We start from the raw sequence: 12,844 nt of genomic DNA, 5'->3' as shown, positions 1-12,844 counted from the left end.
ATTTCATCCGCAGATTATGCATGAATATTTAAAATTCTTCGGTACAAATAATCAGCAAGAGACTGTTCGTTTTTTGATTTATGAAAGAGGCTTAATATTATCCATTAGAAACGAATATCAAAAGGAAAATTTATCCTATTTATCACCAGCAAACTGCCAATATATATTCGCATCCATTTCAAAATGCCCCCCGGATGGCATCTACTTATTCAGTCAGATACCAAATCGTTAGACCCCAAGGATTATCTTTAATCTCAGGCATACCTTCTCCTTGATTAAAATGACGTTTTTCCATGTTATTCGCAGGACTATACCATTCACCTGTTTGAGGGCAAATTTGGCCTGCTTCGCATCTTAGAGTTTTTGTACTAGGATTACTTATATCCTTCTCGCAAGGTACAAATTCTCGGGCAAATTTAACCAAATCTTTTGGATAAATCATATGTGTTATTTCGCTATCATCTAAATCTAACAGATAAACGTAAGCAGCAGCTTCTATAGCCCAATAGCCAAAATAAAAACTTTCATCCAATTTATGAATATCATGCCATGGAGCACTTTCAAATGCGGGATACCATAATTTCAAATATTCCTGTATATCTTGAATACTCTCTTTTTTAGTATCTCTATATTTACTAAAAATTAATGGGCGATATGGATTATCAAAAAACCATTGATCTACATCATATCTATCCATCAACTCAAATGATAAAAAGTCCTCATACAGCGTATCTAATTGTTCTGTTTGCTCATGGTAAATTTTGTCCTGCATCGCTGCAATACGTGGTAATAAGTCTCTTCTATGTAATAGATAACACAGTCCTATCAACTGCATACATCTTTCGTACTCATCTATAGCTGTAAAGTAAAATGGTGCCCAATCATTATCATTTTCATACTCTCTTAAAGCAAAAGTATATGCTTCATATCTCTCAATTATTATTTCTAGAAAATACCTCATTTTAGAAATATCATGACCTGCTGTATATTCTAATGAAAAAAATTGATATGTTTCGCTTGCCAAGAATAGTGAAAGACGACTTTGATCTTCTAAAATACCACTATATTCTTGTTTTTTATTTTCAATTTTTTTAGAAATTTCAAAAAAATACCCATACAAACGATCATAAATATTTTCTGTTAAGAAAACTTGCCTAATCTTCTTATTAAATTCCATATTTATTCCAAAAAATAATGCCCCGAAGGGCATAAATCATTCCTCACCATCAAACTGCCAGTACACATCACCCCAATCACTTTCAAAATCAGGGAATATATCACCTTGTTTAAAATATTGACGTGAGTTTTCTTTAGCAAAAGTATACCAATATCCTGCGTGAGGACATGGGCTACCGGCAATAACAATATCTATTCTTTCTGGTTCTTGAACTTCAACTTTCACTCGTTTTAATTCAGGCCAAGTGCTGTCTTCATCAAATCGTGCAATCCATTGCTTTGAACTTACGGCATCAAAACGTGGATTTGGATCATCTGACCACGCATCCAAAGTGGTCAGTTTTAAGTTATCACAACGTATCGGTTTAATTAGTTCATTTGCAATCACCAATAAATCTGGTACACCTTCTTCAACAGGATAAAGTGAAAGCTCTCCCAAACATATCCATAAGCTGTATTTTGTTGAATCTTCTAGGTCTATAATTTTAGTAATTTCAATTTGTGGATCATCCAGTTTTTCACGAATTTGTTCTTCACTCAAGCCTAGTTTCTCTAGCCAGTAGGGAGAAAGTAAAAAGCACCATGTTGGGGTACGAATACCACCACCTAAACCATCCCGATCTTCTGCAATAAACATATTTTCATGAGAAAACTCCATACCAGGATGATCAATATCGAGCCCGTAAAAATACTCCGTGAAAGTCCGTTCAACTGTTTCAAACTCTGGAGATACAAATGCAAATTGACTTGTGTTTCCAATTTCATATCCACTATATGCTTGAATTGGGTTAAGCATTTCTAGACGACGTTGCTGCACTACTTGACCAGCACGGCCTGAAAGAATCTCCTAAGATGGGAGTTCTAGGCGACTACGTGATCGAGCGTGCATTCGTTGAAAAATAATTAGTTTGAATCAGATAAAACGAGGCTTTTGCCTCGTTTTTTATTACTGCTAATTCATCCCACTTGGTATTTTAAATTTGGCATATAGAATCGCTTTCTAAGGGTTTCTCTTCAGGTTCATTTTGTATCTGTTCATATATAGGTCCAAGTTTTTTATCAGTTCTACGTCCTTTCCAACTACGATTAGACTCATATACAGTTCTCTGTCTAAAATAACTAAACGGCTCTACATTTGCCACAAACCCATATTTAGAGTCATGTATATAATTTGAATAAAAATCTACAGCTTCTTGAGAGACGTCTTTTTCCCAACTTTCCAACTCCCACTCATCAATATGCACAAGCATTTCATACAGTTTAAATGCAGGATAAAAAATTCTAAAAAGGTGTTTTACACCCGTAATATTTGACTGATTAAATGTAGTATAGTTCTTTGTCCACTTAATACGTTCAACTTCAGTTGCCATATCAGCAGGTCCGGTTGGAAACTCAAAACCATCCTCCTCCCTAGAAATTTGGCTAACTGAACGCGAAGCATTTGCTTGCTCAATATCACCATTAATTAAATGTTTTTGTCTTCTTCGGTGTAACGTTCCATAAGAACCATAATATAATTTCATGTAATTTTGGATATCATGTTCTGTAACACCAGTAGAAGCACCTACTTCTTTTTTAACTGAATTAAATAATTGTTGTGTTTCTTCATTAATCTTGAATTCTTTTTCAAATAGTTCTTTATGTTCGCTTTCTAATTTTAAATAGTCAAAAATTTTTACATTCGCTGATACTGCAGCATCCATCATATGTTTTAAAGGTATTCTTGCGAAATTATTATCTACATTTTGTGAATTTGGCTGATAACCTCCTCCAACATCTGAGTGCATACCAGGATAAACTATTTCTTTCCACGTTTTTGGATTGGCTAATTTGCCATCTTTACGTATTAAATCAACAGGAAAAGAAAATCTTAATTCATTACCAGCAACCAAATGCAAGCAATTTTTAACCCTAGGATCAACTACCATATCCCGCCCTCTAAAGCTCAACTTATTCGGCATATTCGTAGCTGGTAAACCAAATGAAGCTACAGTATCAAACAATCCAAGAAATTGAATATCCAAAGGTATTTTTTCAGATTGTCTTGCTAGACTGTAGTTTAAACTTAAATCTTTACTTTCGTTATTCCAAATCATTTCATTAGAGAACACTCGTGCCAATGCAGCACCGCGGGAAAAACCAAAAATTGATAGATTGATTTTTTTAATTAATCGATGCTGGTTTAAATTAGCTTCGATTTTTGCTTCAGCTTCAATTTTACGTTCCTCAACTTGTGGCTTAAGAATCGCTTCAGCTTGTTCAATTTTAAGTTTTAAAACGTTGGTTAACGTTTCACTAATCTGGTCTTCACCATATTCTAAGCGCCTAGATCCGCCAACTCCAGTAGCGCCACCAGTAGGAAATGTATCTTGAGAATTTGCTATTTGTTTGTCAATCCAATTATTAATCTCTCCATTAAATGGAGTTCCAACACCTGAAATGTAAATTGGATGACTTAACTGTATAGGCGTTTTTAGAGAACGCATTTCAAAGTTACTATAAGAAATAGCATTACGCCATAGTTTTGCAGGATTAGCTAACTTGGCAATTTTTTCATCATTCTCTAAATTATTTCCAGTTCCATCAAAAAAAACTGAAATATTAACTACATCAGAACAATCCTGTTTAGCATTAGGACCCTGATTAGAAACATCTTGATTACTATTCTTTATTTTCTGTAATTCATTAAACATAGTCTTCTCTTATTTTTTTTCTTTTGCATTCAATTCATCAATTATTTTTGCTCTCCACTCTAAACCTTTTTTAGTAGCACGAGGCAATTCATTTGATAAGGTAATCTCTACACTATCATCTGGATATAAATGTACTGCTAAGTATTTTTTACCTTTTATTTCTTCAGAAGTTAATATAGGAACATTGATTGCTGTATGTTTGCGGGAACTATTTGTTTCACCCCATTTAACAAATTGTGACCCAGTTAAAACTGCTGACCTTTTCGTTCCACTACCAAACCCACCGCCTAATTCTTCTTGATTTAATTCAACGATATAGGGGATATAATTAGCATCATAACCATAAGATGTTGTAGTCAAAACATATGTTTTTGTGGATCCTGTACTACACCCAACTAGACCCATCATTATAGTAATCGGCAGCATTACAATTTTTTTTAAAACATTCATTAACTTACCCTTAATTTTAAATATACAATTTTTAAATTAGTAATTTATTACTATTCATAGTATTTAAATCACTATAAATGCACTAGCTCAGTTGCATCAAATCTTCAGCTTCTTCCATTGCCTGATCCATATTGATGATTTTATTTTTTACTTTTAAAAGAACACTTTGCAAAAACATATCACTTTCAAACTTATCTTTATAAATCAATGTCAAACATATAAAATTTAAAATATCTCTAGTGCCATTTAGCGAATATTCTCTAGCCTTTTTAAGCATTTCAATAACATATAAATACAAGTCCCAATTATTGAATGACTTTATCAAAAAAGGATTATTTAATTTTAAATAATAAATTAGATGATCAGGAAAAGTAGCTTCGACCATTAGTTCTTCTTGTTCAATTGTAAATTCAAAGGGCTGGCGCCAGTCATAAAATATTTGTAATTCACAATTATTATAACCAATAATTGTATGTAGTTGACCTATACGATCCCAATACCACCAACTATAAATTGGCTTTAAAAGAATCTTCTTTTGTTCTTCCAATAATACTTGTTGTTGTACATATAAAGTTTTATCAGTTTTTTGCCCTACTAATGTACCAAGTATCGCAGGATCCCAAAATGCCAAATACATTTCAAGTCCCCCCTCAAACTTAACATCTATAAATTGTCTTAAGTGCGCATATAAGTCATCGAAAGTTAGCCTTGTGACAATTAAAGTCATTCGTGATGTACCAACAATCCGATGATTAATATATTCCCACTCAGAACTATTTATATTATGACTCAATTGAATTAAATGTGGTGATAACTCCGATGCTTTATCACCGGCTGCCTCAACCAATATATTACGTGATTGCAAAATGTCCTTACGTTTTAAAAAGCTACTATCTTGTGCAGCATCAATCACCCCATATATAAAATAGTTTTCTCTAGGGAATTGCTCAAAGAAACGACTTAAATCATTTTTTATTATTTTCGACATCTATTGACCATCCCCTTTATTCACAAATGCACCTCGTTGACTCGCTCTTCTTGCCAAGCATTCCCAACATACACTTTGAGGAAAAAAAGGAAGACTTATATTGACTTTCGAGCCATTTAAAAATAAATGTTGCCCGGCCTTCACCTCAAATTTTCCAGCAGTAGTTGGCAATACCCCTGCACTGCTAATCTCAATTTGACTACCACCAGCTGTCAGTACTATTTTCTTACTGGCTTTAATTTCGACTGTATCTTCCGTGGAAATAATTTGAATACCCTTTCGTGCAATCAAATCCGCCCCATCTCCTTGGGCTTGGATTTCAACTTTGCCTTTGCCTGCATACGCACGTAATCCTTCTTGTGCTGCAAATAGACTGATCTTGCTTTGTGCATGGGCAATTAAGGATTTTTGACTGCTGAGATTGATGCTATCGCCTGCACTTTGGCTGATCTGTCCATCTGCTGAAAGATGAATATCTTCCTGACTACTCACAGCAATTGAGTTTGGTGCAGATAAAATCATCAAGGCTTGTTTAAAGGCATCAGCTTTTTCTTTACTGCCTTTTTCGATTTGTCCAAGGACGTTTTTTAGGTTATCTAAGACTTCAAGTGGGTCAGTTTGTTGATTTTTCGCCACTTCACTTAAGGCTTTGCTGCTGTTTAAGTTGGCTTCGATTTGTTCTTTTGCAGCTTGTGCGTCGAGGTGCATTGCTGCTGCTTGTTGTTGTGGGTGTGTGCTGACAAGGAGCCCTTGACCTGCACGCACTGCGCCCCATTGATCGGTTCTCAGTTCAAAGCCTTCGCCTCTTCCCTCACTTTCTGCGGTTTCTTTGGGATGACTGAGGTTACCGAGGTTGAGCTGGGTGGCACCATGGGTACTTTGTAATTGTGTTGAGATTTGTCCAGTCGTGTCATCAAAGCGCAGTTGTCCAAAACCTTCACCTTGGACTTCCTTACTTTTTATTCCAGCCAATTTTTTGGTGTCAGGTAGTTTGCCTTTACCATCAAATTGGGTCGGACTGCGCTGTGCCTCATGTATACGCCCCACCACAAATGGTCGGTCGATGTTACCGTCAAAGAAATCGATGACCACGATTTCATTAATGCGTGGCAAGAAGCGTGCGCCATAACCTTCACCTGCCCATGGTGTAAGCACATCGACCCATGCAGAATCTGTGTCATTGTCATTGCTGCCTGCACCACCATCATGGCTGTGGTCATCTCCACGGGTAAATAAGAAGCGGACTTTGATACGCCCCCATTCATCGACATGTATTTCTTCACCACTTGGCCCGACAACTTTAGCCCGTTGCGGATGAGTACTTGGACGGTGTTCGAGTGGGTTATATTCAGGAACCGTCGCAATATTGCGGCGTTGTAATGTGAGCTGATTGGCCTGACGCTCGGCCTGTTCATGGATGGGTTTAATGTTCCACTGACTTTGTTCAATCAGTTGATTGACTTGTTCAGAGAGGTCTTTAGGTAAGTTATTTTGGTTATAGAATTTTTTTTCTGTGATTAAAAATTGTTTGTCTGCACCACTGTGTTGATCGATTTCTGGGTGTTCATTCAATTCAAACCAATAACCCACTTGGGTATCACGCACGGTCGATTGTGCATTAAATTTTTTCGATTGTAGCTCGTGATAGCGCGTTAGGTTTTGATTCAATTTTTCAATTTGGCTGTTGGATGAAGCCGTAGCTTGATCTTCACCTTTTAAGTCTTGCATCCATGCAGGGCTGATATGCCATGCTTGCTCCAAACTTAAGCTGGCATTGTCTTGGCTTTGGCTATGCTGATGTTTGCTTTGAACTGAACCTGCGCCTTCTTCTTGGCTGAGTCCATCGGCTTGCCAGCGCTGCACATGGACCGCAGTCGGTTGAATGCTACGTTCACCGATCAAGCTGGTGATGCTGTCTTGTTTTTCAGTGGCGCTAGAGCGATGAAAGCGGATACTACGACGGCTGAGTGCTTGATATTGGCTATTGTCATCAATCAGGCGGAGTTTTTGTTTTTCAATTTGGGCTGAGGAATGCGGCACTTTCAACTGTGCTTCATCGATGAGCCAGTTAATGCCTTCACTGCGCCAAAGTCGGGTCAGAAAGTCATAATCGCTTTCATTCGACTGCATGATGAATGGTCGAACATCATAGTTCTCACTTAAACCGCTTAGATCAAGCGTTAGACTGGCAGCGAAAAGCGGGCTTTTGCTTTGCCATTCTTTAAAGAGAGTTTCACTAACATCACGCACTGATTTATTCATAAACACACGGCTGTTGCGGCGCTTATGCCACAGTGAAGTTGCATCTTCTAAAGTGAGTTTATACAGCGTGAGTGAACCATCACTCTGCCCTTGGGTGGCTTCGGTAATAATACCCGTGGTACGGAAGAGTTCGCCCTGATCGGTCACTTGATCAACGGCGACTTGTGCGCCAATAAATTGTTTTAATGGAATAAGGGCATTAGTAGATAGGCAAATCAAAGTCGCTTGCAGGCCTTGGTTTAAGACATGCTCCCCATCAATACGTTGAATAAAAAGCTCATCATTCAACGCAGGGTTGGAAAATTGCACATGAATGGCACGTTTTTGGGCGGATAGACCCAATTGTTCTAATACAGCAAATATTTTGCCTAACATAATAAAAATTCTAAATTGTAATCATGGAAATAATTTTGCTGCTAGTTTAGTCAAATTCATCAATAAACTTAATGCTTAAAACCATAGAAGATGTTTCGTTATGTAAAATCCACGATTCAAAAATTCACTTAAAACTAAAAAGCTGAGAACCTACTCACTAAATACTTCTTGCATATAAAATATTCACCAAATGGTCTTAGACCATGCACTTGCATCCAACAAGCAACGTCATTCACACAAGTGTAAAAATAGTTTATCGTCTAATTAGCACCGAGCTTAATGATTAATTTTTTAATATTATCTTTAAAAATAGTAGATTAATTTAAACTCAAGTCAGATTAAAAAACACACAACCCTTTCTTTCCTGTCTTGTAATTCACCTAAGATCCCCTATAATTCAAAAAAAACAGACAAGTCTGTCTATTTTACTGCAAAAACCGAATGAATTTAGCATTCAGAGGGTAAAAATATAAATGAGAGAAAACGTATAAAACGTTCGAAAATCAAATCATTGACTTAAGCTAACAAAGTGAATGATTTGAACGCACAATTGTCAGCAAAGCGCGATTACCCCAAATAATCGCGCTTTTTATTTTCTTAGAATCTTAAGTCATGTGAAAAAAATTGATGGTTAATCAATACAAATAAGTCGTCGCTAGATTTAAAACCTAGATGCCTACAAACAAATTTTTAAGCAGCCAATTCCAAACGAATTAAGGTTTCAACTCGCTTCCAATACTCTGCTAAATGCACTTGGTTGGGGTCAATTTGGGCTTGGATGGTCATGCCATCCAAAATACTACTCAGAAATGCAGCTAGTTGTTCAGTTTGCTGAATGCCCAGATTTTGCAAAGCAGTACTTAGTTTTGATTTGAGCCAGTCTTTATAATCGATCGCAGGTTGTAATGACGAAGGATAAACTTTTGATATTTCTTCTACTGCTTTTTGAAACATACAACCATTGAAATCTGCAGTATGAAACCAAGCATCGTACCAAGCAAAAATGGTTTTAATATGCGAAAGATAGTCTTCTGGATCACATTCTGCAATAGCAGCTTCAAGTGATTCCTGTAAATTAAGATTTCGAATCACGAGACATTCTTCAATTAATTTGGCTTTAGAGGGGAAATATTTATAAAACGTCATTTTAGCAACGCCCGATTCCCCAATAATTCGATCTATACCAATCGAGTTATAGCTATAAGAATTGAAGAGTTGGAGCGCAACGTTAATGATGTCTTGCTTTTTCGACATTTAATTTACCTGATGCACCAATGGGGCCTAAACATAAAGCTTTTAAGGTAGAAAACCTAATTTTTAAACATGATTTTCGCGCGCTATTGTAAAGCATAACTTAATTGGAGTCTGTAGATAAAACTTCAGCATCCCATTTAATACAGTCTGATTTCAGAAGATTTATCAAATTAGCAGTCAGGGAAATTTCGTATAAAACTGACTGCTAATTTTATTTCAACTAGCGACTTAACGACCACTTATCTGCGTTTAAAACCTTGCTGAAATGAATGCCATTAACGGTGAATTTAAGAGCAAGGGGTACTCAGAATATCTTTTTGCTTACGCTCTTGCAGTGCTTTTCGAATCACCTGATAACCGCCCGTTAAACCTAAAATTGCCATGATTGCGGCCACGATCAAATCTGGCCATAGACTGCCTGTACCAAATACCCCAACAGCCGCCAAGATCACCGCGACATTACCAATGGCATCATTACGGCTACATAGCCAAACCGATTGCATATTGGAGTCACCTTCACGGAAAGCATATAAAACATATGCACAAATGACATTAGCGACTAAAGCCAAGATACCAATCACCCCCATGGTGATTGGTTCAGGAGCGATCCCATTTGCATAGGCATAGAGCACTTTGGCAATGACCACGATCCCAAATGCTGCCATAACAAAACCTTTAACCAAGGCAACTGTTGCACGCCAATATAAACTGGCGCCAAGCACGGCTAATGAAACTCCATAATTTACGGCATCACCAAAGAAATCTAGCGAGTCCGCCCAAAGCGCAGAAGAATGTGCATAAGCCCCGCCAATCAGTTCCACCAAAAACATCATGGCGTTAATGATTAAGGCGATCCAAAGCGCGATACGAAATTTACTGTTGGGTTTGCTTGGTGCTGGCTCATGACTACATGTACATGCCATAAATGTGCTCCAATTTAAAAATCAATGGATTTGTATTATTCTTATTCAAAACTATGGACTCACTCCAAGGTCAAGCATGAGCGTACAAAAACATTATTTGATTAAAGAATTGTCCACCAAATCTGGGGTAAGCGTTGACAGTATTCGCTTTTATGAAAAGAAAAAACTGCTGAAACCTAGCTTCCGCGCAGACAACAATTATCGCTATTATGATGAAGAAATGTACAAACGTTTGGTTTTTATTAAGCGCTGTCGAAACCTCGATATTTCTCTCACCGAGATTCAAACCCTGCTTGAACTTGAGCAATCACCTACACAAAGCTGTCATGCCGTGAATGAATTAATTGATAATCACATTCGTCAAGTTTCTGAAAAAATTAAAGAATTAGAAAATTTTAAAATACAGTTAAGTACGCTCCGTGCCAGTTGTAATGAAACCAGCCAAATCAATGATTGCCAAATTTTAAAACATTTGGAAAACGGAATATCTTGAAAACCCAACTAAAATACTTGGTTGAATCCTTTTTTTAGATCACTACAATAAAGCCATAAATTTTTTATGCCTTTATTGACATGACGATTCAACACGTAACCGAACTCCTCTCACCTGCTGGCTCATTGAAAAACATGCGCTACGCTTTTGCTTATGGCGCAGATGCCGTGTATGCAGGTCAGCCGCGATATAGCTTACGTGTGCGCAATAATGCTTTCGACCATGACAATTTAAAAATTGGCATTGAAGAAGCCCATGCTTTAGGTAAAAAGTTTTATGTGGTGGTAAACATCCAACCGCATAACTCAAAACTGAAAAATTTCATCCGTGACCTTGAACCTGTGGTTGCCATGAATCCTGATGCACTGATCATGTCTGACCCTGGTCTGATCATGATGGTGCGTGAACATTTTCCAGAAGTGTCCATTCATTTGTCTGTACAAGCCAATGCGGTGAACTGGGCAACGGTTAAATTTTGGAAAAATATGGGACTGACACGTGTCATTTTGTCACGTGAATTATCAATCGAAGAAATTGAAGAAATTAAACACAATGTACCTGATATGGAAATTGAAGTTTTCGTACATGGTGCATTATGTATGGCTTACTCCGGTCGTTGCTTACTTTCTGGCTACATGAATAAACGTGATGCAAACCAAGGTGCATGTACCAATGCATGCCGTTGGGATTATAAAATTCACGATGCAGTTGAAGATGAAACTGGTGATGTTATTCCAGTCACACAAATTGAAGAATCATCATGCTGCAATAATAAAAATGCCGATGAGCAACACGCCCTAGAACAACACCAATTCGGCGAGCCGGTTTTATTACAACGCAATGAAGAAGACATGTTTGCTGCTGAAGAAGATGAACATGGCACTTATTTCATGAACTCGAAAGACTTGCGTGCTGTACAGCATGTAGACCGTTTAACCAAAATGGGCATTCATTCTTTAAAAATTGAAGGCCGTACCAAGTCTTACTTCTACTGTGCGCGTACCGCTCAAATTTATCGTAAAGCCATCGATGATGCCCTTTCTGGTAAACCGTTTGACCCTGCTCTCATGTCTCAGCTTGAAGGTCTTGCGAACCGTGGTTATACCGAAGGTTTTCTACGCCGCCATGTTCATAGTGAATATCAGAACTATGAAACCGGCTCTTCACGTTTTGATCATCAACAGTTTGTAGGTGAAGTCTTAGAACGCAATGGCGACTCTCTTAAAATCGAAGTGAAAAACCGTTTTGTTGTAGGTGATTCTTTAGAACTGATGACCACTTCAGGCAACATCACCTTCGTTTTAACTGAAATGAAAGATAAAAAAGGTAATCTAATTGACGATGCCAAAGGTTCAGGTCATATCGTGGATATTCCTGTGCCTGCCGATGTCGATATGCGCTATGCCTTACTGATTCGTAATTTACCCAATTCGACCGTAGATATTTCGGCTTCGTCTTTAGCGTATCAGGCTTGAGTTCGCTTTATGGCTTTGTTGATTACAGATAAATGCATCAATTGTGACATGTGTCTACCTGAATGTCCCAATGATGCCATTTATGAAGGCTCAAAGATTTATGAAATTGATGTCGCACGTTGTACTGAATGTGTCGGTTTCTATGAGCACCAAACTTGCGTTTCAGTTTGTCCGATTGAGTGCATTGTGCCTCATCCTGAACATGTAGAGACAGATGAGCAGTTAATGGAGAAGTTTAAAGGCTTGAATTTATTTAAATCTTAAATTCGTGATGTGATTGGTATATTAATTGCTTACTCCACTTTATATTTTATAGAGAAACAACCTTGGGGAAAGTATAAAAATAAGGTTGTAAAACAAAAATAGCTGGGCAACGAATAGGGTTCAAAATGTGTGGGGACATTTTTGAATCCTAATTTTGCAGAGAAAAAAAGGAACTCCGGTGTTAGCATCCAAAGTTCCTGTAAAACGAGAATATTAAGAAAAATAATATTCAAATGACAACATTCAGCGCGGCCAGCGTGTTTCTCGAAACACACTGGCCTTTCTTTTATTGACCAGAGCGGATGATGTAATCAAAAGCAGACAATGATGCTTTCGCGCCTTCACCTGTTGCGATGATGATTTGTTTGTACGGTACTGTTGTACAGTCACCTGCAGCAAATACACCTTTTACATTGGTTTCGTTACGCTCGTTAATTACGATCTCACCACGGTTTGAAAGTTCAACTGCTGTTTCTTTTAAGAAATCAGTG

11 protein-coding genes and 2 pseudogenes are annotated in these 12,844 nt (G+C 37.4%); 4 read left to right on the top strand and 9 right to left on the bottom strand.

The genetic code is table 11. From position 1 onward, the window contains the following. Positions 1-205: 205 nt before the first annotated feature. Together AC25JC_RS16940 and AC25JC_RS16935 are read right to left on the bottom strand one after the other, a co-directional pair. On the bottom strand, positions 206-1,210 hold the full coding sequence (locus AC25JC_RS16940; RefSeq protein ID WP_486924492.1) for a PoNe immunity protein domain-containing protein: 1,005 nt from the start codon (positions 1,208-1,210) through the stop codon (positions 206-208). 3 nt (positions 1,211-1,213) lie between these two features. Next, positions 1,214-1,978, bottom strand: a pseudogene (locus AC25JC_RS16935) (type VI immunity family protein); the annotation flags it as partial. On the opposite strand from AC25JC_RS16935, the pseudogene AC25JC_RS16930 reads away from it, so the two are divergent. Beyond that, positions 1,969-2,079 (top strand): annotated as a pseudogene (locus AC25JC_RS16930) (ferredoxin--NADP reductase); the annotation flags it as partial. The pseudogenes AC25JC_RS16935 and AC25JC_RS16930 overlap by 10 nt on opposite strands. 71 nt (positions 2,080-2,150) lie before the next feature. Here AC25JC_RS16930 and AC25JC_RS16925 read toward each other — a convergent pair. From AC25JC_RS16925 to AC25JC_RS16900, 6 genes are all read right to left on the bottom strand, one after another. Next, entirely contained in the window at positions 2,151-3,869 is a 1,719-nt protein-coding gene (locus tag AC25JC_RS16925) for a T6SS phospholipase effector Tle1-like catalytic domain-containing protein (RefSeq protein WP_180115341.1), read from the bottom strand. A 9-nt stretch (positions 3,870-3,878) separates the two neighbouring features. Continuing rightward, the gene (locus tag AC25JC_RS16920; protein WP_078194429.1) at positions 3,879-4,319 is read right to left on the bottom strand and encodes a hypothetical protein; all 441 of its coding nucleotides are present in this window, start codon (positions 4,317-4,319) and stop codon (positions 3,879-3,881) included. Positions 4,320-4,401: 82 nt separating this feature from the next. Then, complete coding sequence (locus tag AC25JC_RS16915; RefSeq protein WP_078194430.1) at positions 4,402-5,307, bottom strand: DUF4123 domain-containing protein; 906 nt, start codon at positions 5,305-5,307, stop codon at positions 4,402-4,404. Continuing rightward, complete coding sequence (locus AC25JC_RS16910; RefSeq protein ID WP_486924491.1) at positions 5,308-7,944, bottom strand: type VI secretion system Vgr family protein; 2,637 nt, start codon at positions 7,942-7,944, stop codon at positions 5,308-5,310. A 690-nt stretch (positions 7,945-8,634) separates the two neighbouring features. Beyond that, complete coding sequence (locus AC25JC_RS16905) at positions 8,635-9,198, bottom strand: TetR/AcrR family transcriptional regulator (RefSeq protein ID WP_486924490.1); 564 nt, start codon at positions 9,196-9,198, stop codon at positions 8,635-8,637. Between the two features lie 287 nt (positions 9,199-9,485). Further along, positions 9,486-10,121: a cation efflux transmembrane domain-containing protein gene (locus AC25JC_RS16900; RefSeq protein WP_486924489.1), complete on the bottom strand. Its 636-nt coding sequence runs from the start codon at positions 10,119-10,121 to the stop codon at positions 9,486-9,488. Positions 10,122-10,197: 76 nt separating this feature from the next. Here AC25JC_RS16900 and AC25JC_RS16895 point away from each other — a divergent pair, with 76 nt between their 5' ends. From AC25JC_RS16895 to AC25JC_RS16885, 3 genes are all read left to right on the top strand, one after another. Further along, positions 10,198-10,614, top strand: a complete 417-nt coding sequence (locus AC25JC_RS16895) for a Cd(II)/Pb(II)-responsive transcriptional regulator (RefSeq protein WP_180102987.1) — start codon at positions 10,198-10,200, stop codon at positions 10,612-10,614. Positions 10,615-10,694: 80 nt separating this feature from the next. Next, on the top strand, positions 10,695-12,089 hold the full coding sequence (gene trhP / locus AC25JC_RS16890; protein WP_078194532.1) for a prephenate-dependent tRNA uridine(34) hydroxylase TrhP: 1,395 nt from the start codon (positions 10,695-10,697) through the stop codon (positions 12,087-12,089). A gap of 9 nt (positions 12,090-12,098) precedes the next feature. Beyond that, the gene (locus tag AC25JC_RS16885) at positions 12,099-12,353 is read left to right on the top strand and encodes a YfhL family 4Fe-4S dicluster ferredoxin (RefSeq protein WP_180089092.1); all 255 of its coding nucleotides are present in this window, start codon (positions 12,099-12,101) and stop codon (positions 12,351-12,353) included. A gap of 286 nt (positions 12,354-12,639) precedes the next feature. On the opposite strand, the gene AC25JC_RS16880 is transcribed toward AC25JC_RS16885, so the two are convergent. Further along, positions 12,640-12,844: FAD-dependent oxidoreductase (locus AC25JC_RS16880; RefSeq protein ID WP_486924488.1), on the bottom strand; the 205-nt coding region annotated here is incomplete at its 5' end.

This window comes from Acinetobacter sp. P37, from assembly GCF_057480965.1.
Note: the sequence above shows the minus strand (reverse complement) of the source record. Positions and strands in the feature narration are given on the sequence as shown.

Bases quoted from the DNA above. Each gene is read 5' to 3' on its own strand.
- AC25JC_RS16940 (WP_486924492.1), bottom strand. From the start codon at position 1,210: ATGCCCTTCGGGGCATTATTTTTTGGAATAAATATGGAATTTAATAAG.
- AC25JC_RS16925 (WP_180115341.1), bottom strand. From the start codon at position 3,869: ATGTTTAATGAATTACAGAAAATAAAGAATAGTAATCAAGATGTTTCT.
- AC25JC_RS16920 (WP_078194429.1), bottom strand. From the start codon at position 4,319: ATGAATGTTTTAAAAAAAATTGTAATGCTGCCGATTACTATAATGATG.
- AC25JC_RS16915 (WP_078194430.1), bottom strand. From the start codon at position 5,307: ATGTCGAAAATAATAAAAAATGATTTAAGTCGTTTCTTTGAGCAATTC.
- AC25JC_RS16910 (WP_486924491.1), bottom strand. From the start codon at position 7,944: ATGTTAGGCAAAATATTTGCTGTATTAGAACAATTGGGTCTATCCGCC.
- AC25JC_RS16905 (WP_486924490.1), bottom strand. From the start codon at position 9,198: ATGTCGAAAAAGCAAGACATCATTAACGTTGCGCTCCAACTCTTCAAT.
- AC25JC_RS16900 (WP_486924489.1), bottom strand. From the start codon at position 10,121: ATGGCATGTACATGTAGTCATGAGCCAGCACCAAGCAAACCCAACAGT.
- AC25JC_RS16895 (WP_180102987.1), top strand. From the start codon at position 10,198: ATGAGCGTACAAAAACATTATTTGATTAAAGAATTGTCCACCAAATCT.
- trhP (WP_078194532.1), top strand. From the start codon at position 10,695: ATGACGATTCAACACGTAACCGAACTCCTCTCACCTGCTGGCTCATTG.
- AC25JC_RS16885 (WP_180089092.1), top strand. From the start codon at position 12,099: ATGGCTTTGTTGATTACAGATAAATGCATCAATTGTGACATGTGTCTA.